The following is a 25,387-nucleotide window of genomic DNA, read 5'->3' as shown; positions in this document are numbered from 1 at the left end:
GCTCTTATGATTTGGCTCTGTTAACGTTTAGTGTTGATTTTGATTGATTTAGCACTGAGTTGTTGAATTGTGAGAAGCGAAGGTGGCGACTCCAGCGGGAACAGCTCGAGCCGTGCCCGCGGAAAGCGTCCACCGACAGCGGATCACAATATCAACAACGGACTTTAACACAGCCTATGATTTAATCGCGACTATCGCTTTGTCGAATGGTGTTATGTTATACTTAATCAGGATTAGCAAGACTAGGAGGCCTTTATGCGCACGATGTTTCGAGAAACGGATATACCAAACAAGGTCGCAACGTTTCGACACGACGGGGATTTTTATTTTACCTATGGCGTTAAAGCGTTTAAGCGAAAAGATTTCCAAAAAGCTGAAAAATGGTTCCATAAAGCGTTAGACATGGACCCGAACAACGCACTCTATTTGTGTCAGTTGTCAGTGTTATATACAGAATTGCATCAATACCACAGAGCGAACGATTTATTGCAACAAGTCATTGATACGAGTGAAGAGCCTTATGTGGACTGTTATTATTTAATGGCGAATAATTACGCGCATTTAGGATTGTTTTATGAAGCAAAAAAATCGGCTGAAACGTATCTTGAGCTCGATCCTAACGGTGATTTTAAACAAGAAACAGACGAGTTAATTGTGATGTTGGATCAAGTGATGGTCGATGATGCCGAAGATGACGAGTTAACGTTTGATGCGGAAGATGAATTCATGCTTTATCAAGAAACGGCATTTTACCATTTAGAACATGAAGAATGGGAAGAAGCGTTAACGGTGTTAGAGGAATTAATCGAGACGTTTCCAGAATATTTGCCGGCGAAACATGAGTACGCGTATACCTTATTCCAACTAGGATCTACTGAAGACGCGATTCAATATGAAGAAACGTGGCTTGATCAAGATCCTGATTCGTTAAGCAGTCGCATGAATTTAACGTATTTTTACGATCAGATCGGCCGAACAGATTTAAGTGAGCCATTATTAGAGCAACTCAAACATGTGTACCCGACGTATTTCGAAAAACAATTAAAATTGGCGGTTACGATCGCGCAAGTAAATGACCATGCTGAAGCCATCAAACGCTTCCGTAAACTAAAATCCGACCAGGTAACGAATTATTTAAGTTATTATTTATGGTTCGGTTATGCGCTTCGGGCTTATTACGGTCAAGACAACGCGAATGTTGTGTGGAATGCAGCAAAAGAACAGCATCCAACGATTGAACGTTTGTTACATGCACATGGTTGGGTATAGTTAGAATAGGATAACAAAATACCCCTGTGAGCATATTAATTGTCGCTTTTAAGGGAATATAATATGATAAGAGTAGATTGAATTAGTTAGTTCGGATTAAAGGAGTTGACAGTATGAGTGAAGAAAAAATTTATGACGTGATTATTGCTGGCGCAGGACCTGCTGGTATGACAGCGGCCGTTTACACATCACGCGCCAATTTAGATACATTAATGCTAGAGCGCGGTATGCCTGGTGGTCAAATGGCTAATACGGAAGACGTTGAAAACTTTCCTGGTTTTGAGCATATTTTAGGACCAGATTTATCGACGAAAATGTTCGAGCACTCAAAGAAATTTGGTGCTGAATATGCTTACGGTGATATTAAGCAAATTATCGATGGTAAAGAATATAAAACAGTCATTGCTGGTAAGAAAGAATACAAAGCACGCGCTGTTATTTTAACGACAGGTGCTCAGTATAAGACACTAGGTGTACCAGGTGAAGCGGAATATTCTGGTCGCGGCGTATCGTATTGTGCCGTATGTGACGGGGCTTTCTTTAAAGATAAAAACCTTTTCGTAATCGGTGGCGGTGACTCCGCTGTTGAGGAAGGTATTTATTTAACACGTTTCGCGAATAAGGTCACGATTGTGCACCGTCGTGATGAACTACGTGCGCAAAAGATTTTACAAGAGCGTGCGTTCGATAATGACAAAATTGATTTCTATTGGAATACAGAGTTAAAAGAAATTAAAGAGCAAGATGGTAAAGTCGGCAGTGCTGTACTTTATAACAATGAATCAGGCGAAGAGCGTGAGGAAGAAATCGATGGTGTCTTTATTTATATCGGTATGCTACCGTTAAATAGTGCGTTTACTGATCTTGGCATTACGAATGACGAAGGCTGGGTTCAAACAGACGAGCAAATGCAGACGAAGATCCCGGGTGTGTTTGCAGCTGGTGACATTCGCGATAAAGAATTACGCCAAATCGTCACAGCAACAGGTGATGGCAGTATCGCAGCGCAAGCAGCACAACATTATATTGAAGATCTTATGGAAGAATTAGAAGCGGCGAAATCGTAATCGTAACGGTCTCTTAATCAGCCTGTAACACAGGTGAAACATTAGGCTGTTATAATGAACGTAATAATTGACCCCCTTTATTCTATAGAGCTTCGATTAGCACAGGTAGATGGACGCATATCTACCTGTGTTTTTCTGTTTACATAAAGAAAACGGATACTTGAATAGTCAGGTTGCACTTGAGCGTGTATAATTGTAAGTGATCAAAAAGATGAGGGTGATGAGAATGGAACAAACGCCTCAAAAAGTAGAATTAGTTATTATTACAGGCATGTCAGGTGCCGGTAAAACGATTGCGATCCAAAGCCTTGAGGATTTAGGGTATTTTTGCGTCGATAATTTACCACCTGCTTTATTGCCAAAATTTATTGAACTGATGAAAGATAATAAAGAAAACAAACGGTTAGCGGTCGTCATGGATTTGCGTGGCCGTGAATTTTTTGATTCGTTATATGATAACTTGAATGAATTCACGAGTGATGAAGCGATTTCTGAGCACATTGTCTTTTTAGATGCTGATAAAGAAACGCTCGTGCAACGTTATAAAGAATCACGTCGGTCGCACCCGTTAGCACCTGAAGGATTACCGCTAGACGGTATTAACCAAGAGCGCGCCATTTTAGATGAGTTAAAGGGACGTTCGCAAACGATAATTGACACGTCTGAACTGTCAGCGCGCCAATTACGCGAACAAATTATAGAACAATTTAAAGAGAAAAAGCAACACGTCTTCTCGGTCGAACTCGTGTCATTCGGTTATAAGCATGGTGTCCCGATCGATGCAGATTTGTTGTTTGACGTTCGTTTTTTACCAAATCCGCATTATGTTGAATCGATGCGCGAGTTAACGGGGCAAAATCAAGAAGTTTCCTCATATGTTTTGAAATGGAAAGATACGCGTAAATTTTTACGAAAATTGATGGATTTATTAACGTTCATATTGCCACACTATGAACGTGAAGGTAAAAGCCAACTCGTCATTGGCATTGGCTGTACGGGCGGTCAACATCGTTCCGTTGCATTAGCCGAAAAGATTGCCGCAGAGATTAGTCAAGAATATTCAGCACACGTCTACCACCGCGATATTAAGAAAGGGCATAAGGTGCAATCATGACAAACGTAAATGGGCCGAAAGTTGTTGTTATCGGTGGTGGTACAGGACTACCTGTATTATTACGTGGTCTGAGGAAATTCCCGATTAATTTATCCGCAATTGTGACTGTGTCAGATGACGGTGGTAGTACAGGACGATTGCGCGAAGATTTGAGCATGCCAGCTCCAGGCGATATTCGTAAAGTGATTGCTTCGATGTCAGATGTGGAACCGACGTTATTAGAGTTGTTTCAACACCGATTTGAAGATGGCAACGGTTTGTCTGGCCACGCATTAGGTAACCTCATCTTAGCTGGGATGACGTCGATTACGGGTGATTTTTATAAAGGGATAAAAGAAATCTCTCGCGTATTTAACGTGAAGGGGCGAATTTACCCGATCGCGAATGAAAATATGTATTTGAAAGCAGCATTCTCAGATGGAACAGTGGTGCGAGGCGAGTCGAACATTCCAGAAGTTAACAAGCCGATCGAGCGTGTGTTTTATGACCCGCCTCATGTTCAGCCGTTACCGGAAGCTGTTAATGCGATTAAGCAGGCTGAATTAATTGTCATAGCACCGGGAAGTTTGTATACGAGTATCATTCCGAATTTAATTTCCCGGGAAATTAAAGACGCTTTACGTCAAACGAACGCACAAACGGTCTATGTATGTAATGTCATGACACAACATGGCGAAACAACGGGCTATAAAGCGTCGGATCATATTAAGGCGATGCACCGCCATGTTGATGATTCATTTGTCGATTCGATTGTGATTCACGGTGAGCAGATTGAAACGACAATCAAACAAGAATATGAGAAAGAACAAGCCGAACCTGTGGTATGTGATCGGGATGAATTAGAAGCGATGGATGTCGAAGTAATTAAAGGGGATATCGCCGATTTACATACGGATGGCACATTAAAACATCATGAGCATAAAATCGCAAAACTTCTTTATGAATTGTTATAATGGTGGATAGGTAAATGGAATGAAGGGGAATTACTATGTCATTTGCATCAGAAACAAAAAAAGAACTGACAGCTGTTGAGACGGATGAATGCTGTCAACAAGCGGAATTATCGGCACTTATTCGAATGAACGGCTCACTATCATTTTCGAATCGGAAGTATATGCTTGACGTTCAAACCGAAAACGCCGCAATTGCACGCCGTATTTATACATTGATTAAACAGGTGTATAACTATCCAGTCGAATTACTCGTACGTAAAAAAATGCGTCTAAAGAAAAATAATATTTATATCGTTCGTATGGTAGAGGGCGTTGAGCACGTTTTAACCGATTTGGGTATTATGGATGGTCCATTATCATTTAACAGACACATTCCGGATGGTTATTTAACACAAGATTGTTGTAAGAAATCGTATTTGCGTGGGGCGTTTTTAGCTGGTGGATCGGTTAATAACCCAGAAACGTCGTCTTACCATTTGGAGATTTTTACGTTATATGAAGAGCATAATAATGCATTAGTCGATTTAATGAATGATTTTGATTTACATGCGAAAACACATGAACGAAAAAAAGGTTATATTAATTATTTAAAAGAAGCCGAAAAAATTACCGAGTTTTTAATTTTAATTGGCGCTCACCAAGCGTTATTGAAATTCGAAGACGTCCGGATTATGCGTGATATGCGTAATTCGGTTAATCGACTTGTGAACTGTGAAACGGCTAATTTAAACAAAACGATTGGTGCTGCCTTCCGCCAAGTCGAAAACATTCGTTATATAGATGGCGTCGTTGGCATTGAGTCGTTACCAGAAAAACTACGTGAGGCAGCCGAATTACGTATGAAGCATCAGGAAGTGTCGTTAAAAGAATTAGTCGATTTAGCGGAGTCAAGTTCGATTAGTAAGTCAGGGTTAAATCATCGCTTTCGAAAAATCGATGAGTATGCCAAGAAATTGCGTAATGGTGACCTTCTCGAGAAATAAACAGACTATTCGAACATTTGGATATGTGCTATAATATATACTATTAGACATAACAGACGATAAGGATAACAATTTAACATAGAGAGGGGAATCACTGTGGTAGAAAAGCAAGTTGTCGTTCAACTAGAGACAGGATTGCAAGCCCGTCCTGCGGCCAAATTCGTTCAAGAAGCTAATCGATTTGCGGCTGATGTGTTTCTTGAAAAAGGTGAAAAACAGGTGAATGCGAAAAGTATCATGGGTGTTATGAGCTTGGCGATTGGAACAAATGAAGAAGTAACATTGAAAGCAGAAGGCGCTGATGAAGAAAGCGCTTTAAGTACATTAGCGGCGATGATGGAATCGTCAAGCTAAAATAAGGTCGAATGAGAACTACAGTCTTTAGAGGCTGTAGTTTTTTTGTGCCTCTTTTAAGTTATCTCAAAAATTCCTCTACTTTTGAAATAACTGCGTCCACTTTTGAAATAACTTCCCCTATTTTTGAAATAAGTCCAGTTAATTATTTCAAAAATGAAAGGTGTTATCTCATAAATAGGACTCAGCCTTTTATATGGCTTCCGAATCAGTTTTGAGTGATTCTTCTGAAAAAAAGATTACAAAATGTTTCGACTTATTATATAATAGAGTTAATTGACGGAGATGCGGGAGAGGACGACGATGAGAGCGACAGTGATTACTTTTTTGACTCTATTAGTAACCTTATTGTTTTCGATAGGGGCTTCGTCTGCGGAAACAATGCCGGGAAAAACGGATGTTGCGGTTGATAAGCCCAAGTGGACGATTACATTTGATCAACCGATTGATTTTGAAACAGTGGATGGTGAAGTATCATTAATAGACGATAATGGTGACACTATTTCAATGACATTAGAACAACAATCAGATGATCAGTTACTCGTCATTCCTAATAGAGAATACGACTATGAAACAACGTATCAATTAACGATTGGTACTGGCGTTGAAAGTGCACAAGGGGAGCCGTTACAAGAGTTAGTAGAATTTCAATTTACAACAGCATCGCAAGTAGAAGACGTTGCTGTGCCAGCATGGGCTTCGGATATCGTTACGTCTGCTGAAAACACTCCGCGATTAGATACGTTAGATAACCACCATCGTGGAGAATGGCATATGTATCGCGAATCATCGATTGATTTGCGAGGATTAGCTTATGAAGGCGATGATTTAGTGGGTGGATTTACGAAAGCGCCAGGTGATGATATCGCAGGTGTTGCCGTAGGGGATTCATTGTCTGACTATGAAGCAGCCAATTTAGGCGATGCAGAATCAATATTAGAAGTCGGTGATAGAAGATACCAATTTGATGGTAAAGGCGAGCGTTATTTGCATACGATTGATGGTCATCAAGTGATTTATTACTATGACGTTCATGATGATCGAATTGCGACGATTCAATGGTTGGGCGATCAATATTTCGGTTCAGGTGGTTATCACGGCACGTTGTCGAATGTAGAAGACAGTGAGCAATTGATGATGTATTTAATTAATCAAGAGCGTGCGTTACGCGACTATAATACATTGACATTAGATAGCACGATGAGTGACATTGCTCGTGATCATGCGATTGATATGAAAGAACGTGATTACTTTGCTCATGATACACTTGAAGGCATAACGCCACGCGATCGTATGGAAGAAAGCGGTTATCCGCTAGCTTATTCAGGTGAAAATATTGCGGCTGGACAAGGTTTTGTCTTAAGTGCACATGAAGGATTGATGAATTCGGAAGATCATCGAGATAATTTGTTGTTTGATGACTATGACTATATTGGAGTAGGCATTACCCAAGGTGACAGCACATTCACAAATTACTTTGCGCAAAACTTTTATAGCTTACGATAAAAAGATCGCCTCTGCTCACATGCAGAGGCGATCTTTTTGCGTACGAAACCTGCAATTTTTAAATAAATGACTGCACTTTTGAAATAAATCAATCGATTTATTTCAAAAGTAAGAGCAGTTATCTCAAAAGTACGTCTAGTTATTTCAAAACTAAGCGCGGTTATTTAATAACTCATGAGCAGTTAAATCGATTTGAGCAGTAATCGTTTTAAGACGGTGGAAAAGGAGTGGGGGAGCTCGCTTAATTGTGGTACGAGCATGTGCTCACGTCCGTAAATATTCCGCATGAGCATCGCTTCGTGCTCAGCGATTTCGCCGTCACCTAAAAAGATTCCCACGACATCGACACCTTGTTTACGCGCCTCGATCACCGCTTCATTCGTATCAATAATCCCATTCTCGCTATAATCAAACGCGGATGGTTCCCCGTCAGAAAAGACGAGTAAAAAGCGATCCTTTTCACTTCTGTCTAACAATTCATCTGTCGCCACCCGAATCGTAAAGCCGTCCCGATTATCTTCTTCAGCATCGAGTTGCAAAATGTTTGGCCCGGCTTTAGACGTTAGAGCATCATCAAACGTCACGACGCGATGAAAATAGTTCGGTTGTTCATCTTCCTTCGTCGCAAAGCCGTCTTCCCAAAAGCCGATAATATTATGTGGGATGCCGAGTTCGCGTAAGACTTCATGAAACAAAATCGCAGCTGATTTCGTGTCGTCCATCTTATTAAACATCGAAGCCGAACAATCGATCAACAGGGTAAACACCGCGTCGATTTCGTTGCTCTCTAAATCTTGTTTATAGAACACACGCGCTTCATTATCAATCGCTAGCGGAAGCAATTGTTTCTTATCAAGTCGACCGGTCATTAAATTCGTTCGCATCGCATTTTGTTTCTGGTCGAGCGCTTTCCAAATCGTTTGGGCTAATTGGCGTCTTAGTGGATCAATCGTTTGCAGTAAGTCATGGTACTGAGTCATATCTGCTTCTGACGGTTTAGTTGGCCAAACATCATACGCCACGGCATTAGCATTTTCTTTACCATAATCGTGACCGTCGCTCGATTCTTTTTCGCTTTTACGCTCATCTAAATCGTCTAAATGGGCGTACTCACTCTGATCGGTTTGGGCCGACATACCTTGAACGCTTGCCATCGCTTGATCGCCTTCTTCCGTTTCGCGAGCGCCGTCACCGATCATCGTCGTTTTTGTTCCTTGGTCTAATTCAAACTGCATGAACGTTTGGTCGTCGTCTTTATTTTCGTTTTCTTGATGCCACGTCGAAAACCGTTCGTATAATACGTCATCACTCGATGTGTCATCTTGATCATCATTGTTAAGCGGGTCGACACGTTTTAATTCATCAATCACTCGATCTGCTTGAAGCTCTGACTTGTGTTGGATAGGATAAACAAAATAACGATTCATCATATCGTCATAGTCATCCTCGATCGCGTCTAGTATCTCTAATGTAATCCGCATGATATCACGAGTTGATTTCGCTTCAAACACACGTTCAAGTAACGGACTTAATCCCGTTAGCGTTCGGTATTGAGTTTGATTCGCTTGTGGGAATGTCTGAAACGGTGAATCAGCTGTCACAGACAAATAAATCATACTGAACAGTTCATCCGTCTCATAACTTCGGGTGATCGACGTTTGGCGTTGCGTTTCAAAATAATGCCGGTACGTTTGCTGTCGCGTGTCGAACCACCGTTTTGTCCCAGGACGTTGCTTGCGAATGATGTCTTCAAGCCTCAGATCTTCTAACAACGTAAACAACTGCTCAGCCAACAACGGTAGCTGGCGCCGACTTGCTTGTGCTTTGAATGCAACAAAGTCACTGACACTTGTTTCATACAATGTCCCAAGCACTCGCAATAAGATATCCGTTTTATAGCCGATTGTCTGCACGTCGAACCGGTGATCCCAAAAGTGACTCGCCGTAATTTGTCGGTCGTCAATATGAACCGTCGCGCCAAAATGGTAGTCAAACTCTAAATCAGCCTGCTTCGCTAACACATTGACGAAATCGCGCAGTGACGCGAGTTGATTCGTATCGATCACTTTATCATTAAATTTCACGCCATCACCTCATTCAAATAACGTGTCAGCTACATTGCGAACCGCTTCTTTTTCACGGTCGTCTTCTAATTTATCTACAATGGCACGTTGAATCGCTCGTTTCGCCGGAATAACAGCTGCTAAATCGCACGCGTCAATTAACGCACGAATACTGGCCGCATCTTCGGCGATTTTGCCTTGTTCAGCCACTTCAATTAAATCGCTAGACAGTTGAATAAAACGATCAATCATCGTATTATCGTTAAGCGCTGTCTCTGACTGAATTAACGTTTTCAGTTGCTCGCCACCAATATACGAAATATCGAAGACAATGAAGCGGTTTTTGAGTGCTTCATTCAAACGCGTCGTCCCGATATAGCCTTCGTTAATCGCAGCGATGACGTTGAACCCTTCTTTGGCGACAATTCGCTCATTCGTTAGCGGATTTGTCACCGTTCTTCGGTAGTCAAGCGCGCCGTTAATAAGCGGCAATGTTTCTGGTTTTGCCATATTAATTTCGTCGATATATAAAATATGGCCGTTTTCCATCGCTTGGACGAGCGGACCAGGTACAAAATCAATTTGTTGCTGACCATTGTCATCATACTTAATCGTTTTAAACCCTAAAAAACTTTCCGCATCTAAATCGACCGAGCAGTTCACGCTGAAAACAGGCTGTGCCATGTAATTCGCCAGGGTCTCAGCCAGTTTCGTTTTACCCGAACCAGTCGGCCCTTTCAACAACACATTTTTTCCTTGCGCTAAAGCGACGAGCGCATCGGTCAAAATCGTCTCATCATATGGTATGTAGCCGCCTTCTGTTTTTAAATAATCAAAATCGGTATCCGTCGGTCGTTTATGTTTGATCATCGTATCTATTTCATTCGGCAAATCAATCGCCATATCGTTCACTCCTTTATCTCACTCTATCTATCGTATCACGGAAGCGTGGAAGATGAAATTCGCATGATTGTTCGGTTTGTTCGCTATCGATCTCAGGAATAAATCGTCGCAATCCAAGTTTATCACCGAAATCAAAAATATATCGCCGACTAGACAAAATCAAAATAAAAACGCCCGCGCGTGGCGGGCGTTTCCATCATCACCATTTATTTTTCCATCACTTCGTCGATCAAGCCATATTCTTTCGCTTCATTTGCGGACATGAAGTTGTCACGATCAGTGTCGCGTTCAACGACTTCGTAAGGCTGACCAGTACGTTCAGATAAAATTTGGTTCAGTTTCTCGCGCATTTCAACGATACGCTTAGCGTGGATTTGGATGTCAGATGCCTGACCTTGCGTACCACCTAATGGTTGGTGAATCATCACTTCACTGTTTGGTAGACCATAACGTTTACCATCTGCACCTGCAGCTAGTAGGAATGCACCCATTGATGCTGCCATACCAACGCAAATTGTTGAAACGTCAGGCTTGATGAATTGCATCGTGTCATAAATTGCCATACCAGCTGTAATTGAGCCACCTGGTGAGTTAATGTAAAGCGAAATATCTTTGTCCGGATCTTCCGCTGCTAAGAATAACATCTGCGCGACAACAGAGTTCGCAATGTTATCGTCAACTGGACCACCAAGCATAATGATGCGGTCTTTCAGTAGACGCGAGTAAATATCATAAGCACGTTCCCCGCGGTTCGTTTGTTCAATGACTGTAGGTATTAAATTCATATTTTGTCACTCCTTATAATAGGTGTATTTTATGTTCTAGCTTTATCATACCTGTTTGGTCAAGAAAGGTCAAACGAAAAACTTAAACCTTTTGACCATTATTCATCTTCCCATTTTAAACACAAAATAAACGTTGTCAAAAGATTCAGCGTCGCTTCTTGCAAAAGGAACGAGAACGAATTATAATGACTAGTGCAGTTCTTTTTTCGCCCTCGTGGTGTAACGGATAACACACAAGATTCCGGTTCTTGCGATAGGGGTTCGATTCCCTTCGAGGGCATATATTAAACACTCGCCATGCCAGCGTTCATCAAACATCAGAACCTTCGATTACCCCTCGAAAATATAGACTATCCGTTTTTTAAAAATAACACGCAAGACTAACACGAACCTACAACTCGCTTCCGCTTGCATTTCTTGTAAAAGGAGAATTTTATGAGACAAAACGCAAGTAACTTAAACTCTCAATCTAAAAGCCGTCGAAAAAACGGAATGAAATTGGATGACAAAGCATTAGAAGCTGTCAAAAAGTTTGATATTAATAAAGAAGGTATGAAGAGGAAATCTGTAACATTTAATGAAGCAGCAGATGATTTTATGGATTACTGTGATTTAAAAGGATTAAGAGAAGATACGAAGATTTATTATAAAAAAGAATTGAAACAGATTCGATATCATTTAATGGATTTAAATATCACTGAACCCCTCTCGAAGGATATGAGTCATTTAACTGAGAAACATATTTATGATACTTTAAGATTCATGCAAGAAAAAGGATATAAAGTGAGTACAATCAATTCGAGATTAGTTGCTCTAAAATCATTTCTAAATTGGGCAGTTGACAGACAATACTTTAACCAATCACCAGCTTATAACATTAAGAAATTACGTCAACGTCATGATGTGGGACCTACATTCAATAAAACACAGTTAAGAAAACTGTTATCGGCTCCTGACATGCATAGCTTTCCCGGCTTTCGTGATACATGTGTGATGACTTTATTAGCTGATACTGGTTGTCGTGTCAGCGAATTAGTTGCTTTGAAATTGAATGATATCGATTTGAGTGAATCATTGGTGATGTTTAACGAAACAAAAAATGGTATGCCAAGAACGATTCCCTTAACAAATAGATTGAAAAAGTTGTTAGGAATATGGATAAATGATATAAGAGGTCATTGTGATAATCATGCTCTCTTTATTACAGTTGATAATTCACCAATCAATGTTCGTACAGTACAAGAACAAATCAAATTTCATAGTAGAAAAACGGGTGTAGAAAATGAAGTAAATGCTAGCCCACACGCTTTTCGTCGCACGTTTGCGAAGAATAAAATTGCTGCTGGAGTCAATATTTTTGTAGTCCAAAAATATATGGGACACTCATCTTTAGATATGTTAAAACGGTATGTATTAATTTATGGGCCAGATTTAAAGGAATCAATCGAAGAAGGAATAGAGTAGAATAGAATAAAATAAGAGCAGAAAACAAAATTGTTTTCTGCTCTCGAAATATTAACCAGTTTTTGAATTTAATGATTCTAATAATGAATCAAACAGCCACTTATTTGAGTTTGACTCCTCATTAGAGAAATATGCCTTAATGTCATTAGCGCTTTTTTCTTCTTCAAATAAGTTTTTAATTGTTTCAAATTCATTTTGCATGTTTTTAGTATCAGCAAAGTGTTGAATAGTATACAATACTCCTCTGATAAAATTTTGGTCAGTATTACGATTCTCAAGAATAAATTGGAACTGGTCAATCATAAATTCAATATCAGAATCTATTTCATTTTTCTTATAGCTCGAATTATCATTCGTCATGCTCAAAACATTATCAGTTTGTTCTTTCTGAGTCTGGCGTTTATTTTTATTTATAAAATGCTTCTTGGCATCTGGAAATGTTACTGATTTTGGTTTATCATTGCTTGTTATGTAATAATATTTAATTTTTTCCTCATCAGTATCTTGAATAACATACCATTTTTCTCTTTCTAGTTTAAAGGTTGCTTCTCCCTTACTTCCTGCTTTTTTTTGCCCCTCGCTAGGTTCCATATAACTTGAATAGACACCTTTTCCACTTTCAGTATTATAATCAGTAAGCTCTTTCACAAACCCAGAGTCTTTATATCTTTCTTTCCACTTCATTTTATAGGTTACCATTTTAATTCCACCTTTTATGTGATTTATTTTGTATACATTTATCGTATCAACTAATTAAATTTTTTAGGGGAAAAAAGGCAATAAATTTAATAGAAATTTTATTTTTTTATTCAGAACCCTTTCATGTCAGTAATTATCGCATGTTATTTTGTTAAGTTATTATGTAATGTAATGCTTAATCTTAATGCTCTTCATTTGTTCAAAGTCCCCATAAATTTAATGAAATACTATTAATATAAATTAATCATACAAATTGGTATTTTCTATATATAAGTCATCAATTTCTGTATCAGTTAAATTATCTGTCAAATAATGATGTTCGAAAATATTAACAGTTTTTTTATGTCGTTCTTCCATTGCTAATTCTGCCATATCTAATTCATTTACTTCTAAAAGAAGTTGTTCCAAATATTCTTCTTCCATAATTTCTTCGAAGCATTCTCTACACAGACTGTCGTTTTTTTGAATCCAAATTCCGTCACAATAATTACATAGCTTAAATTCGTTGTTCATGATAAATTCCTCCTAGTTTTTTTCGAGTAAGAAATGAATTACGTTTGAGAATGTTTTTATTTTCATCTCTATATTAATCGTAACAAATTTAAAAAATTGTGGATTGAAAACGCCATTTTTTTATAAAAAATTTTGAGTAACATATAATCTTCTTGTTCCTATTTGAATGTATGACTGAAGAAAATTGTTCGTATTTGCGGGGAAGTGCATTAATTTCACTAATAGGTTAAGATTATAATTCTCTGAATTGAAACAGGGATATTAATCAATTCGAAACGGACATTTGATAACGGGCGATGTTGCATCCGCTTCACGCCAAAAAGGGTTGGAGTGAGTTTAATAGAAGTACTTAAACCTATGGTGTTTGCTTGTTGAAGAAACAAGGAAGGAGAAAAAACATTTTTTGTCGAAATAAATCTCTTAGTAAACGAGGTAATAAGGAGATAAAGATGATATGAACTACAATCAATTACTACATAACGCTTATGTTAAACGCTGGGAATCATTAACTTTATCTATCCAAGAGTTAGAAGATATAGATAGACCGACCCATCCATTGTTATTAAAAGTAATGGATGAAATCGGCTATCATGATTCAGATATTAAACTTATGGTTGTAGGAAAAGAAACTAATGATTGGGAAGGACCGTTTGGTTATTATAACGTAGAAGGCTTACAAGATTTCTATGAAACATTCATGAAGGAATCTAATAAAGCTAAAAAGACTACTTTTTGGCGTTATATGAGAGGATTTAGGCATCACATCGAAAAAGCTTATCCAAATTTGACTGTTTCAACCATTTGGAACAATATTCATAAACTTGGTCGAAATGGAGAAAAGGGTAAGCCAAATGCCAAGATACAAGAAATCACACAAAAGCATTTCAATGTATTTGAAGACGAGTTGAATATTCTAAAACCAGATATTGTTATATTTTTGACAGGACCAGGATATGATGCAGCATTGAAAAATCAATTACCAGGCTTAACGTTAAACTCAATTGAAGACTTTGAAATGAAGAAGATTGCTCATTGTTCCCACCCTTCATTGCCTAATGCTTCAATTAAAACCTACCACCCAGGACATTTAAACACATTAACACCAGAAAAGAAGGTATTTCACCGAGAGTCGCCTTTCCACATTGTAGAAAGAATGGTCAGCAAGATTAAAAACTAATGATAAATTGGTAAGTTGATAATTTAAGCAACCTATTATGAACGTAAAGCAAGAGAAGGGGAGGAACACATGTTAAAGAATTCTATTGCTACTCAAATCCCCGAACTTTTAAAAGATTGGGATTATGACAAAACAAAATATAAACCAGAGGACGTTACGACGGGGTCAGATAAAATCATTTATTGGACTTGTCATGTTTGTGGTCATCAATGGAGCACTCAGGCGAAGAATCGGGCTATACATAATACAGGTTGCCAACAGTGTCATAGAAGATGGAACACATCATTTAACGAACTAACTTTAGCTTATTATTTAAAAGAAATCATTCCATCAACTCAACAAAGTATTCAATTGAATTTTGGGAACTTTAAAGACGCTGATATATATATTCCAGATTTTAATATGGTTATTGAATATGACAGTTTCTATCGTCATGAAGGCCGTGAATCAAACGATGGTCTTAAAACAGAACAATTAAAGAACCAAGGTTATGAGGTTGTTCGTTTAAGAGAAAAAGGATTATCTGAGATTGTGGGTGCCAAAAATATTGTCTTAGAATTAGGACCTAATTCTAAATTTCAAAAACAAACAATTCGGGATTTGTTTAAAGAAATATTACAAGACTTAACGCTTCATAAAGCCATTCAAGACTTAAGTATTGATGTAGACCGTGACCAATTAGAGATACTCAGGCAAGTTCCATCGGTAACTATGCCAGGGAACTTATTAGATGTGAATCCTAAAGTTTCAGAAACCTGGGATGTCACAAGAAACTATCCTTTTAATCCCGAACACTTTAAGCCCAGTTCCAACTATAAAGTTTGGTGGCGGTGTGCTGAGAATCATAGTTGGCCAACACAAATTAATGTACGGCATAAAGGCCATGGTTGTCCTTATTGTGCTGGGATTCGAGCAACATCTGATAAGACACTAACTGTGGTTAATCCTAATTTAGCAAGTGAGTGGGATTATGATAAAAATGAATTAAGCCCAAACAACGTAGCTGCTCACTCGAACCAACGCTTTTGGTGGATTTGTCCTGATTGCCAATCGTCTTATGATAAAGCTTCAAATGAACGAATGGCTGGAGAGAACTGTCCGTATTGTGCGGGTAAAAGAACTAACAAAACGAATAGTTTGACCACCCTTTTTCCTGATATAGTTAAGGAGTGGAATCCCAGTAAAAACGGGGATTTAACACCAGATGATGTAACAAAAGGGTCAAAGAAATACGTGTGGTGGATATGCCAAAAAGGACATGAATGGAAAGCCCCTGTATATTCACGAACAACAGGTAACAAAGGCTGTAAAGTTTGTTATGAGCTATATGGCCGAAGTAAACCAAGAACACTTCGTGACCCAACGGAAAGTCTTGCAAGTAAAGCGCCAGATATTGCGAGCCAGTGGCATCCAACGAAGAATGATATAAGTGCATTAGAAGTCGGAAGAAGTGCGCGTTATAAATTTTGGTGGTTATGCCACCAATGTGGCTATGAGTGGCAGAAAGCGCTCGATAGTAGGAGTTCAAGTCAATGCCCTAACTGTAAACAAAAAACCTAATTATACCGAAAAGAAGGGTGGAATGATAAATTGATTCCATCCTTCTTATTTAATATAGGTGCTGCATATCAGAATATAAGCTTTCAGTAGTTAATGTTTACTGAGTATGACCATTCGTAAGTTTCCTTCAATGTGTGACACCTAGCGTATGATATTATATGACACCTTACATCACCTATCACATGACATACGATGGATGATGTCTTATGATAGAAGACAGCTTATATACATTGTCATATGACGAGTGACACCATCATACATCAAGTGACACGTTTCATTTCATCCCAGTTTCCTTCCTAGTTCTAATCCTTCTTCTTTCTAAACAACTGCTCGTGATGCTGTTCCAGGTTCGATTCACACATAGATTGATGAGATAATAAATGACCAAATTTAAAATGATAATGGCCGTGAATGTATTGACTTGGAATCACATAATCAAGGTTAATATCAATTCCAGGATACATCATGCTTAATTCGTGAAAGAACGGAGCAGGAACTGAACTTGTGACTTTGATTTCATAGATTAATTGACAGTCGGACCCAAAGTAAACATCATAAATTTCTGATGGGGTATGTAAAGGTGTTCCCCAGTGTTTATATTTTTGAAATTTTTCCTTTAAGTGTTGAAATGACAATTGATACTTATCATGTTCTACAAGTGATTGAATCTTTCTTAGTTTTTCTGGGTTACCAGTCAGACTGACAGTTAAGAAAATCGACATGTTAATCTCCTTAGTTAGAAAAATATTTCTAGTAATAACGTGTCGATTCTTAGAAACTGAAAGAAAAGGAGAGGAGAACGAGGAAGTGAACTGAGAAGGTCATGATTCACTGAATATACTTACAGAACCATCTCAGTTCTTTCTCAGTTCTGTCATGCAATATATAGTACAGATTTTTACAACTAAAAGCATATACTATTGCATTTAAAAAAAGAACCAGAGAAGCTTCTCATTATGTAATGTAAGTTATTTTCCGATGGTTACTTTAAATGCTTTAGTCTTTGTTTTAATTGGATTTTCGCTTTTGATACATTACCTTATTTTCCTGTAGTTATTTTCAATATGTGATTTTTATGTGACCTATAAACTACAAATTAAAAACATAATAACCTTCACAGTTAGAAATTAATCTTAATACTAACCAATCATAGAAATAACTATTATAAATAGCTAACAAGGTAAGTATTTATTTTTATACACGTGTGAGTCAAAATAAATTTTTTATTAGTCTGTAGTGGTAGTTATATTATTAAAAGTTTTTAGGTTGTCATATAGGTTTATTTAAAGATGAAATAATAGGAGAACTCATAATCAGTACAGTGTTTATTATGCAAGTAGTGGATATTCATTGTAATTTTTTTTATAATGGGTGACAGTTAAAATGTTTGGGGGGGCTTAAATATGTACCATGAATTAAATATAGGCATCGATATGGGAAGTTCCAAGTTTCTAACTGAAAACACTGCATATTTTTTAGGTTTATTACTAGCAGATGAAAGTATAGCTCTTGAAGGGCGAACTCACTGGATTGCGCCTGTTAGACATAACCCTAAGAAGTATGATATGACTAGTTTGGAGCACCATTATTACCTAGTGAAAAGCCTTAGTGAACAAATAGGAAAAGAAAATAAAACGTTTTTTATTGACTACTTTAAAAGTATAGGTGTGAAATTTTCTAAATTTAATGCAGGTAAATACGGGTTTGTAACACTTTTCGAACAAACAGAAGATGAATACACATTGGAAAAACTAGTAGATGACATTTTTCAGCCTCTAAAGAACTCATCTCATACTGTTTTACAGGCCTTTCTAGTAGGCTGCTTTGATGGAAGAAGTTCTTATGATAAAACATATAAATTTATATCACTTGATATACAAAATCAGAATCTTTTTAATTTAATAGCTGAACTAATATCAAGATTAGGAATAAAAGCAAACTTAAATAATTCACATAACGCAAGGAAACGTAATAATTCTGGTAGTACGCCACGTGCAGGGCAAATTAGAATTAAGTCTCATGAATATCTTGAGAATATAGGCTTCATATCACCCATAAAATTTGAAAATGCTGTTCAAGGGGTTCTTTCTAACTATCAGTTGAAAACGGAACCAATTTTAAATGAATTAAAAACTATTGTTGTTGAGGAGGAGTGAAATTATGAATTTAAATAAAATCTTATATGGACCTCCAGGAACTGGAAAGACATATCACATTCAATCATTAACTGAGAATTATGTAGATTATAATATTAGTGATTGTGAAATTAAACAAATATATACAGATAGGTCTGAAGATTGGCTTGCTGTTGCTCTGATAATTTTACAAAATAATAACAATGCAAGTGTTCATCAAATTGATGATAAGTTACAGGACATTGAAATTAATACTAATACTAGCACATCGACAATTTTAGAGCAAAGAAGTTTAAATAATGATGACCATTTGACAGCTCATATTTTACCGAAGGTATTCGTGCGTAATGATAGAAATTGGAGTGTTGAATTTAAAAATTTGCAAAGTTTTGAGGATGGTATTATAAATGACTACTTTGATGAAGATATAGTTAAAGAGAGGTATCGCTTCGTAACATTTCATCAATCTTTTGCATATGAAGATTTTGTTGAAGGAATAAAACCTGTTCTACATTCAAATGAAGAATTAGAAGTGGACGAAGCTGAACATAAAGGCCACTATAGTAATGAATTATCATATGAAATAAATGATGGGGTTTTTAAAAGTATTTGTGAAGAAGCTAAACAGGAACCATATAAGGATTTCGCTGTTTTTATAGATGAAATAAATAGAGGGAATATTTCTGAAATATTTGGTGAACTAATCACTCTTCTAGAGGATGATAAAAGAATAGGAGAAGAAAATGAGCTGTTTATTACTCTTCCATACTCAAAAGAGAAGTTTGGTGTACCTAACAATTTAAGAGTAATAGGCAGCATGAATACTGCAGATAGAAGCATCGCACTAATAGACATTGCGTTAAGAAGAAGATTCCAATTTGAAAGCTTGTATTGTAATTATAATATTCTCAAAAATACGCTGAATAGAAAAGGAGTAGACGCTGAGAATATTAATGGAGTAAATATAATAAAATTGCTTGGGTATATTAATAAAAGAATTGAAGTATTAATGGACGATAAAAACTATGCAATTGGTCATGCTTTTTTTATTAATATAAGAAATCTTGAAGATGTGATTGAAGTGATGAAAAATAAAGTGATACCACTCTTAGAAGAGTATTTTCATGATGATAAAGAAAAAATCCAGTATACACTTAATGACCTAGATGAAAATGGGGATTTAAAGGAAAGTGCCATTTTTAAGCATAATTTATTAGAAGCAGAAACTTTATTTAATTATCTTCCTGAGTATGGATTAGAGGACTTTAAAAGTTTTTATGTAGCTGAAACTATTGATTCTCAAGCTTTGAAGAAGGTTTATAATGAGTAAAACATATTTAACTGCTATTGAGCATGAAAAAATTAAAATTAGTAACTCTCAGATGTCAGGTGTAAAGAGTATTTCTAGCAAGGATAGTTCATATTTATCTACACTTGAAAACAAATTAGACCAAAGTTTTATTAAATGGAATAAAACTTCCTTAACTTTTCAACAGTGGGTTGGGGTTATAAGTATGCCAGATAGTGTGGTAGAAATACTACCTAAAATAAGTGACACCGAGAATAACTCTGGTGTGAGAAGTTCAAGAGAAGCTCTGATTCATATGTTACACACTGCTTACGATATACCTATTAAAAAGGGTATAATTGCTGAATTAAACTTTAGCAAAAGAGGTTTTTTGGATATCTTTGTTACTTTATTTTTAAGAGAAACTCAAAGTCAGTTGAAGCGAGGGATAATAAAGGGTTATCAAAAGGTCGGTAACAATTTGTCAACAGTAAAAGGTAAAATAAATTTCAGGGAGCAGTTAAGAACGAATGTCATTGATAAAAGTAAATTTTATTGCAATTATTCAAAATTCACTGATGACATATTTATTAACAGGATTATTAAATACACTTTAATTTATTTGAGGAATAAACCAATCAGTGCAGAAAATAAAAACCTAATTAAGCAACTACTGGTGTATCTGGAGGGTGTAACTGTTTGCGATGTAGATATGAAATCTTTAGACGAGATAACATTTGATAGAAATAGCAAACGATTTAGTCAAACTATAGAATATTGTAAGCTTTTACTAAATTCTTATGTATTAGATTTAAAAATAGGAGATAATAAGGTGAATCATCTATTGTTTGATATGAATAAGTTATTTGAGAAGTACATATTTAAAATTTTGAGAAACACATATAAGAATAATGTGTACTACCAACCGAGTGCTTATCTCTTAAAAAACATCGACTTTCCTCATAAAAAACATAATCGAATAAGTCCCGACATTGTTTTGAATAATGAGGAGGGTACTAACCTTATAATAGATACTAAGTGGAAAGTAGTTAACAATTTCGTTAATGAAAAAGACGTATATCAAATGTTTACCTATTTAAATACATTGGAAAATTCTAAAGAAGCTATACTTTTATATCCTAAAATCAATAATAATGATAAAATAGTAGGGAAGTACAAATATCAAACTTTGTACCAAGAGCATAATTTAAGTATCCAAACAATTGATTTATCTGTAACGAGTATAGAAAGACTTCAAGAGTTTTTTTCTGATGTATTAGGAAGGTGAACCTACATGTCTTTAGATAAAAGTAATATCTCTGTTAATATTATTAACGATGATTGTGTAAGTGTATTAAAAAGTTTACGTGATAGCTCTGTTGATTTAATTTTGACAGACCCCCCTTATAATTTGGGGAATTTTATGAGGGATAGACAAACAAACTTAAAAAAAATGAGAGATAATTTTTTTGGTGCTGCTGGATGGGATGATTTAGAGTACCAAGAATGGTCTGAAGGTATGTATACTTTTTTTGAAGAAGCAAATAGAGTCCTAAAGAAAAATGGTTCTATGATACTTTTCATGTCTCTTATGAAGGTTGAAACCATAATTAAAATAGCTTCCCATAACAAATTTTATTATAAAACAACAGGGGTATGGCATAAAACTAATCCAATGCCTAGGAATATGAATTTACACTTTATTAATTCAGTAGAGGGTTGGATTTATTTTGTTAATGACGGTAAGACAGGAACTTATAATAATAATGGTAAGGCGTATCATGACTTTATAGAAACAACTGTAGCTACTCAGGCGGAGAAAAAGTTTGGAAAACATCCTACTCAAAAGCCCGAAGCGTTGTTTGAACATTTTGTACAATTACTCACTGATGAAGGTGATACAATTCTTGACCCATTTATGGGGAGTGGAACATCAGGTGTGGCTAGTAAAAGGAATTCTAGAAATTTTATAGGTGTTGAACTTAATGAAGAATATTTTAATATCTCTAAAAAACGAATTAACCAGACAACTATTGAACCTAAAAATTTCACACTAGAAATTTAAAATTATTTTATACTTAACTACAATATGGTGATGAATATGTTAAAAGTCATGGACCTCTTTTCTGGAATAGGAGGTTTGTCATTAGGATTTGAGCAAGCAGGATTTGAAGTGGTATTAGCTAACGAACTAGATGAAAGTATTGCTGAAGCATATAAGTTTAATCATCCAAAAACTGAGATGATAAATGAAGATATTTCTCAATTGGACCTAGAAAATTATTTACAGGAATATATCGGTGTAATTGATGTAGTAGTTGGTGGACCTCCATGTCAAGGTTTCTCTCAAAAAGGAGCCAGGGATTTATTAGGAGACGATAGAAATTATCTTTTTAGGAAGTTTTATGAAGTAGTGAAAATAATTCGGCCAAAGTATGTTTTGATTGAAAATGTCCCCAATATACTAACTGCTCAAAAAGGATTGTTTAAAGAAGAAATATATAGTCTTTTTAAAGGTCTGGGCTATGGTTTAGATTCCTCGGTATTAAATGCATTTGATTTTGGAATACCTCAAATTAGAAAAAGGGCGTTCATTGTTGGAAAGTACAGGGGTAATGTTTCTCTACCCCTTGGAAACTTCTCGGAGCCGGTTTGTATAGAAGATGCAATTAGTGACTTGGCTTATTTGAATTCGGGTGAAGGGAAGATAAAGCAAGAATATTTAACCCCCCCTTCAACTAAATATCAAGCAGTATTAAGGGAAAATTCAAAAACATTGTACAACCATGTATCAACAAAACATTCTGAAGTAGCTCTAAAAAGAATGAGAATGATTCCTGCAGGAAAAGGAAGAGAGGTATTGCCACAGGAACAGTTAACAAAATCTATATATAGCGGTACATGGGCTAGGATGATTGATAAAGAACCTTCTGTAACTATAACTACCAGATTTGACACTCCTTCTTCAGGTAGGTTTACGCACTATTTACTTGATAGAGCAATCACAGTTAGAGAAGCTGCCAGAATACAATCTTTTCCCGATAATATTGTTTTTTGTGGTTCTAAAGGTTCTCAGATGAAACAAGTCGGAAATGCAGTTCCACCCTTATTAGCTAAAGAAATTGCTAATAGTATATATCATGACTATATAAATGAATCGATTACAAAGTGAGGACGGAACAGGGTTTTATTTTAGTTAGTTAAAAAGGAGGAGCAAATAAGCTCCTTCTTTTTTTATTGTCTTACTATTTATTATGTGTTTCTTGGTTTAGCCGGTACGTATAAAAATTCTTTGGCACGCTATAGACAATTTATGATTCATCATCAACATCGATACTATAAAGCTCATGTTCATGAATAATACCATGCTCACTTTCCTCTAATTGATATTCTGCATAGCGTCGTTTGCCACGAAAAATAATTTTCATGATTCGTTCATACAATGATTTGGTATAACTGATGGAATCAGATTGTTTTAGTTTCCAACGCAATACATCTAATTTTTCTTTCTCCGATGGTGTTAACAACACATTCTGCTTTTTCTTCCCATTGTTATCCAAGTTTCATTCCTCCAATAAAGTGATGATTATTTTACTAGCTCAACTTTATTCAAACCAGTTCTGATTGGCGTCGTTGCTGAGACTTGCTTGGTTTAATGAAACCAAATTCAATCATCATGCATTCTTCAACTTGTTCCAAGACATCTTCATTTACGTCACAAATTTTTGTATGTACGTCATCTCTATCAATAACGCTGATTTGCTCACATAAGGCATATGAGGTTGATGCTAAACGTCCATCTAAACAATCTTCTAAGTCAATTTCTGTATGTGTGGGCATACCTTTATTTTTGGTTGATAGGGGAATGGCAACGGTTGTGGTACTAAAGCGATTCCCTAAATTGTTTTGAATAATTAAGCCTGGTCGAACGCCTTTTTGAACACTGCTTCCGTCTGTTTCGCCGAAATCTACATAATGAATACTGCCTCGTTCAATTCTCATTTTACATCATCCTTTTCTATGTTTATTACCTTATAACATAGATTTTTTAAATGGGTGTAAAAGGTCAGAAGTATCCAGTTTACTTCTAAGTTCATTCAAATAGCCAGTCAATTACTTCATATAGTTTTGAAAGCTAAAACCTAAGCTAAAGTTAATACAACAAAGTAAACCTGAACGATATAAAAAAATCGTTCAGGTTTTCTGCTTGATTGATGCTTCACTAATATTCATTTGAAAGCACTTGACTGTCGTGTTTTTTAAACAGTCACCTTTAGTAAAGCTTGAACACTTTTATCATAGCCTTAATTAAGCGAGATAAATTGTTTTAAGAATTTAAGAACATTAGGAAAGGTGGTCTTATTTTAGGTTTTTAAGAAGACATGACGAATTTACAAACTTATGCATCAGATACATGCATGTTATCTATATTTTTATCAATTTCTGTAGTACTTATATTATTACCAAATAAAACATGGAGCTGTTTTTTTGCCTGTAGTTTAACATTTTCATCAATATTTGATATAACCTGAGCTATGGCATCAAAAAGTTTGTCTAAAGTAACTTCATTCTTACGAAAACCAGCCAATGCCTGAAATATTATAGTTCTATTTTTTTCGGATATTTCTGGTTTGTCCATAGTATAATATAATATAAGAGCTACATAGACAACTTTAAAACCGTAGTACTTTGAAAATTTCTTTATTTTTTCCAAAAACTTATTGTTAGACAAGCATTGCGAAATGTATTCTTCAAGTTTTGTTCTGTTAATTTTACTCGTATCAATGTCCAAGTTCTCTAGCTTTATTTCTGTTTTACTGCTATCTTTTTTAGGGACTCTAGAGAAAAAAACTTTATGTTCATAGTAATTTTCAAGTATTTGCATTTCGTATTCACTCATATCACTTTCCAATAAATTTTCTATGCTTTTTCTTATGTTTAACCTAACACTATTATCATTTTGGTTTTGATTACATCTTTGTAATGAAATTTTAGCGTCAAGTTTTATCCTGTTAATTTTACTCATATTAATCTTCCAGTTCTCTAGTGTATTTTGCAAGAGAAAAATACATAGTTTTGCAATCAAAAATACATAAGATTGCCAGCCCTTTTTCGCTATTCTTGATTAGATAGTGCGTGCTTCACTCTAAAGCTATCTCCAGTGAAGTTTAGTACATGCGCATGGTGGATCACGCGATCCACTAAAGCAGCTGTTAAACGTGAATCTGAAAATATCCGGTTCCATTGACTAAATTCTAAATTGGACGTGATCATTAAGCTTTTTTGTTCATACCACTCAGAGATGAGTTGAAATAACAGCTCTGCTCCTTCTTTTCCGAATGGAATGTATCCCATTTCATCTAATACGATTAAATCAACCGTTTTAAACTTGTTCCTAAAGTTTCGTAATTTTCCGTCTTGCCACGCTCTATCTAATTGATCAACGAGATCTGAAACACGGAAGAATCGGACCTCAAAACCATTTCGACAAGCTTCCCGGCCTAACGCTGTTGCTAGATGGGTTTTACCTGTTCCTGGTGCTCCTGTTAAGATG

At 36.3% G+C, this 25,387-nt stretch carries 25 protein-coding genes and 1 tRNA gene; 16 read left to right on the top strand and 10 right to left on the bottom strand.

Going from position 1 to position 25,387, the window contains the following annotated elements; translation table 11 throughout:
- Positions 1-255 precede the first annotated feature (255 nt).
- The 7 genes from ABID56_RS05130 to ABID56_RS05100 all read left to right on the top strand — a co-directional run bounded on the left by ABID56_RS05130 (position 256) and on the right by ABID56_RS05100 (position 7,246).
- Positions 256-1,269 carry a tetratricopeptide repeat protein gene (locus ABID56_RS05130; protein ID WP_354219545.1) on the top strand — a complete coding sequence of 338 codons (1,014 nt, stop codon included), beginning with the start codon at positions 256-258 and terminating at the stop codon, positions 1,267-1,269.
- A 113-nt stretch (positions 1,270-1,382) separates the two neighbouring features.
- Entirely contained in the window at positions 1,383-2,336 is a 954-nt protein-coding gene (trxB, locus tag ABID56_RS05125; RefSeq protein WP_354219544.1) for a thioredoxin-disulfide reductase, read from the top strand.
- 226 nt (positions 2,337-2,562) lie between these two features.
- On the top strand, positions 2,563-3,450 hold the full coding sequence (gene rapZ / locus ABID56_RS05120) for an RNase adapter RapZ (protein WP_354219543.1): 888 nt from the start codon (positions 2,563-2,565) through the stop codon (positions 3,448-3,450).
- On the top strand, positions 3,447-4,403 hold the full coding sequence (locus tag ABID56_RS05115; protein ID WP_354219542.1) for a gluconeogenesis factor YvcK family protein: 957 nt from the start codon (positions 3,447-3,449) through the stop codon (positions 4,401-4,403). Before rapZ ends, ABID56_RS05115 begins: the two co-directional genes overlap by 4 nt.
- A 35-nt stretch (positions 4,404-4,438) precedes the next feature.
- Positions 4,439-5,386, top strand: coding sequence for a DNA-binding protein WhiA (gene whiA / locus ABID56_RS05110; RefSeq protein ID WP_354219541.1), 948 nt, complete (start codon positions 4,439-4,441; stop codon positions 5,384-5,386).
- Positions 5,387-5,482: 96 nt separating this feature from the next.
- The gene (locus ABID56_RS05105; RefSeq protein ID WP_354219540.1) at positions 5,483-5,740 is read left to right on the top strand and encodes an HPr family phosphocarrier protein; all 258 of its coding nucleotides are present in this window, start codon (positions 5,483-5,485) and stop codon (positions 5,738-5,740) included.
- 303 nt (positions 5,741-6,043) lie between these two features.
- Positions 6,044-7,246: a CAP domain-containing protein gene (locus tag ABID56_RS05100; protein WP_354219539.1), complete on the top strand. Its 1,203-nt coding sequence runs from the start codon at positions 6,044-6,046 to the stop codon at positions 7,244-7,246.
- A 182-nt stretch (positions 7,247-7,428) separates the two neighbouring features.
- Here the strand turns inward: ABID56_RS05100 and ABID56_RS05095 are convergent, their stop codons facing one another.
- From ABID56_RS05095 to clpP, 3 genes are all read right to left on the bottom strand, one after another.
- A complete protein-coding gene (locus tag ABID56_RS05095) occupies positions 7,429-9,330 on the bottom strand; it encodes a vWA domain-containing protein (RefSeq protein ID WP_354219538.1) in 1,902 nt (633 codons plus the stop codon).
- 9 nt (positions 9,331-9,339) lie between these two features.
- Positions 9,340-10,212, bottom strand: coding sequence for an ATP-binding protein (locus tag ABID56_RS05090; protein WP_377946361.1), 873 nt, complete (start codon positions 10,210-10,212; stop codon positions 9,340-9,342).
- Between the two features lie 206 nt (positions 10,213-10,418).
- The gene (gene clpP / locus ABID56_RS05085; RefSeq protein ID WP_354219537.1) at positions 10,419-10,997 is read right to left on the bottom strand and encodes an ATP-dependent Clp endopeptidase proteolytic subunit ClpP; all 579 of its coding nucleotides are present in this window, start codon (positions 10,995-10,997) and stop codon (positions 10,419-10,421) included.
- 208 nt (positions 10,998-11,205) lie between these two features.
- Between clpP and ABID56_RS05080 the strand changes: the two genes are divergently transcribed.
- Together ABID56_RS05080 and ABID56_RS05075 are read left to right on the top strand one after the other, a co-directional pair.
- Positions 11,206-11,277, top strand: a tRNA-Arg gene (locus ABID56_RS05080).
- A gap of 155 nt (positions 11,278-11,432) precedes the next feature.
- Entirely contained in the window at positions 11,433-12,461 is a 1,029-nt protein-coding gene (locus tag ABID56_RS05075; RefSeq protein WP_354219536.1) for a tyrosine-type recombinase/integrase, read from the top strand.
- 51 nt (positions 12,462-12,512) lie between these two features.
- On the opposite strand, the gene ABID56_RS05070 is transcribed toward ABID56_RS05075, so the two are convergent.
- Both ABID56_RS05070 and ABID56_RS05065 read right to left on the bottom strand, forming a co-directional pair.
- Positions 12,513-13,160 (bottom strand): hypothetical protein, encoded by a 648-nt coding sequence (locus ABID56_RS05070; RefSeq protein WP_354219535.1) that lies wholly within the window; start codon positions 13,158-13,160, stop codon positions 12,513-12,515.
- A gap of 240 nt (positions 13,161-13,400) precedes the next feature.
- The gene (locus tag ABID56_RS05065) at positions 13,401-13,673 is read right to left on the bottom strand and encodes a hypothetical protein (RefSeq protein ID WP_354219534.1); all 273 of its coding nucleotides are present in this window, start codon (positions 13,671-13,673) and stop codon (positions 13,401-13,403) included.
- Between the two features lie 454 nt (positions 13,674-14,127).
- On the opposite strand from ABID56_RS05065, the gene ABID56_RS05060 reads away from it, so the two are divergent.
- Together ABID56_RS05060 and ABID56_RS05055 are read left to right on the top strand one after the other, a co-directional pair.
- Positions 14,128-14,850 (top strand): hypothetical protein, encoded by a 723-nt coding sequence (locus ABID56_RS05060; RefSeq protein ID WP_354219533.1) that lies wholly within the window; start codon positions 14,128-14,130, stop codon positions 14,848-14,850.
- A 69-nt stretch (positions 14,851-14,919) separates the two neighbouring features.
- Positions 14,920-16,410, top strand: a complete 1,491-nt coding sequence (locus ABID56_RS05055; protein ID WP_354219532.1) for a zinc-ribbon domain-containing protein — start codon at positions 14,920-14,922, stop codon at positions 16,408-16,410.
- A gap of 302 nt (positions 16,411-16,712) precedes the next feature.
- Here the strand turns inward: ABID56_RS05055 and ABID56_RS05050 are convergent, their stop codons facing one another.
- Positions 16,713-17,132, bottom strand: a complete 420-nt coding sequence (locus ABID56_RS05050; protein WP_354219531.1) for a hypothetical protein — start codon at positions 17,130-17,132, stop codon at positions 16,713-16,715.
- Between the two features lie 681 nt (positions 17,133-17,813).
- On the opposite strand from ABID56_RS05050, the gene ABID56_RS05045 reads away from it, so the two are divergent.
- Genes ABID56_RS05045 through ABID56_RS05025 form a run of 5 tightly spaced genes read left to right on the top strand, consistent with a single transcriptional unit; the run spans position 17,814 to position 23,005 of the window.
- Complete coding sequence (locus tag ABID56_RS05045; protein ID WP_354219530.1) at positions 17,814-18,566, top strand: LAGLIDADG family homing endonuclease; 753 nt, start codon at positions 17,814-17,816, stop codon at positions 18,564-18,566.
- 4 nt (positions 18,567-18,570) lie between these two features.
- A complete protein-coding gene (locus ABID56_RS05040; RefSeq protein ID WP_354219529.1) occupies positions 18,571-19,875 on the top strand; it encodes an AAA family ATPase in 1,305 nt (434 codons plus the stop codon).
- Positions 19,868-21,121, top strand: coding sequence for an McrC family protein (locus tag ABID56_RS05035; RefSeq protein ID WP_354219528.1), 1,254 nt, complete (start codon positions 19,868-19,870; stop codon positions 21,119-21,121). The genes ABID56_RS05040 and ABID56_RS05035 overlap by 8 nt, the downstream gene beginning before the upstream one ends.
- Positions 21,122-21,127: 6 nt before the next feature.
- On the top strand, positions 21,128-21,898 hold the full coding sequence (locus tag ABID56_RS05030) for a DNA-methyltransferase (protein WP_354219527.1): 771 nt from the start codon (positions 21,128-21,130) through the stop codon (positions 21,896-21,898).
- Between the two features lie 36 nt (positions 21,899-21,934).
- Entirely contained in the window at positions 21,935-23,005 is a 1,071-nt protein-coding gene (locus ABID56_RS05025) for a DNA cytosine methyltransferase (protein WP_354219526.1), read from the top strand.
- A 139-nt stretch (positions 23,006-23,144) separates the two neighbouring features.
- Here ABID56_RS05025 and ABID56_RS05020 read toward each other — a convergent pair whose 3' ends face one another.
- From ABID56_RS05020 to ABID56_RS05005, 4 genes are all read right to left on the bottom strand, one after another.
- Positions 23,145-23,393 (bottom strand): hypothetical protein, encoded by a 249-nt coding sequence (locus ABID56_RS05020; protein WP_354219525.1) that lies wholly within the window; start codon positions 23,391-23,393, stop codon positions 23,145-23,147.
- Between the two features lie 49 nt (positions 23,394-23,442).
- Positions 23,443-23,835, bottom strand: a complete 393-nt coding sequence (locus ABID56_RS05015) for a type II toxin-antitoxin system PemK/MazF family toxin (protein WP_354219524.1) — start codon at positions 23,833-23,835, stop codon at positions 23,443-23,445.
- A gap of 397 nt (positions 23,836-24,232) precedes the next feature.
- Positions 24,233-24,859, bottom strand: coding sequence for a P1/P2 acidic ribosomal protein (locus tag ABID56_RS05010; protein ID WP_354219523.1), 627 nt, complete (start codon positions 24,857-24,859; stop codon positions 24,233-24,235).
- Positions 24,860-24,948: 89 nt separating this feature from the next.
- Positions 24,949-25,387 (bottom strand): ATP-binding protein (locus tag ABID56_RS05005; RefSeq protein ID WP_354219522.1); only part of this gene is annotated, 439 nt, incomplete at its 5' end.

Origin of the sequence: Alkalibacillus flavidus, from assembly GCF_040545925.1 — a bacterium.
In the GTDB taxonomy this organism is placed as follows: domain Bacteria; phylum Bacillota; class Bacilli; order Bacillales; family Alkalibacillaceae; genus Alkalibacillus; species Alkalibacillus flavidus.
This window is presented reverse-complemented; position numbering and strand designations above follow the sequence as displayed.

Bases quoted from the DNA above. Each gene is read 5' to 3' on its own strand.
- ABID56_RS05130 (WP_354219545.1), top strand. From the start codon at position 256: ATGCGCACGATGTTTCGAGAAACGGATATACCAAACAAGGTCGCAACG.
- trxB (WP_354219544.1), top strand. From the start codon at position 1,383: ATGAGTGAAGAAAAAATTTATGACGTGATTATTGCTGGCGCAGGACCT.
- rapZ (WP_354219543.1), top strand. From the start codon at position 2,563: ATGGAACAAACGCCTCAAAAAGTAGAATTAGTTATTATTACAGGCATG.
- ABID56_RS05115 (WP_354219542.1), top strand. From the start codon at position 3,447: ATGACAAACGTAAATGGGCCGAAAGTTGTTGTTATCGGTGGTGGTACA.
- whiA (WP_354219541.1), top strand. From the start codon at position 4,439: ATGTCATTTGCATCAGAAACAAAAAAAGAACTGACAGCTGTTGAGACG.
- ABID56_RS05100 (WP_354219539.1), top strand. From the start codon at position 6,044: ATGAGAGCGACAGTGATTACTTTTTTGACTCTATTAGTAACCTTATTG.
- ABID56_RS05090 (WP_377946361.1), bottom strand. From the start codon at position 10,212: ATGGCGATTGATTTGCCGAATGAAATAGATACGATGATCAAACATAAA.
- clpP (WP_354219537.1), bottom strand. From the start codon at position 10,997: ATGAATTTAATACCTACAGTCATTGAACAAACGAACCGCGGGGAACGT.
- ABID56_RS05075 (WP_354219536.1), top strand. From the start codon at position 11,433: ATGAGACAAAACGCAAGTAACTTAAACTCTCAATCTAAAAGCCGTCGA.
- ABID56_RS05070 (WP_354219535.1), bottom strand. From the start codon at position 13,160: ATGGTAACCTATAAAATGAAGTGGAAAGAAAGATATAAAGACTCTGGG.
- ABID56_RS05065 (WP_354219534.1), bottom strand. From the start codon at position 13,673: ATGAACAACGAATTTAAGCTATGTAATTATTGTGACGGAATTTGGATT.
- ABID56_RS05060 (WP_354219533.1), top strand. From the start codon at position 14,128: ATGAACTACAATCAATTACTACATAACGCTTATGTTAAACGCTGGGAA.
- ABID56_RS05055 (WP_354219532.1), top strand. From the start codon at position 14,920: ATGTTAAAGAATTCTATTGCTACTCAAATCCCCGAACTTTTAAAAGAT.
- ABID56_RS05050 (WP_354219531.1), bottom strand. From the start codon at position 17,132: ATGTCGATTTTCTTAACTGTCAGTCTGACTGGTAACCCAGAAAAACTA.
- ABID56_RS05045 (WP_354219530.1), top strand. From the start codon at position 17,814: ATGTACCATGAATTAAATATAGGCATCGATATGGGAAGTTCCAAGTTT.
- ABID56_RS05040 (WP_354219529.1), top strand. From the start codon at position 18,571: ATGAATTTAAATAAAATCTTATATGGACCTCCAGGAACTGGAAAGACA.
- ABID56_RS05035 (WP_354219528.1), top strand. From the start codon at position 19,868: ATGAGTAAAACATATTTAACTGCTATTGAGCATGAAAAAATTAAAATT.
- ABID56_RS05030 (WP_354219527.1), top strand. From the start codon at position 21,128: ATGTCTTTAGATAAAAGTAATATCTCTGTTAATATTATTAACGATGAT.
- ABID56_RS05025 (WP_354219526.1), top strand. From the start codon at position 21,935: ATGTTAAAAGTCATGGACCTCTTTTCTGGAATAGGAGGTTTGTCATTA.
- ABID56_RS05015 (WP_354219524.1), bottom strand. From the start codon at position 23,835: ATGAGAATTGAACGAGGCAGTATTCATTATGTAGATTTCGGCGAAACA.
- ABID56_RS05010 (WP_354219523.1), bottom strand. From the start codon at position 24,859: ATGAGTAAAATTAACAGGATAAAACTTGACGCTAAAATTTCATTACAA.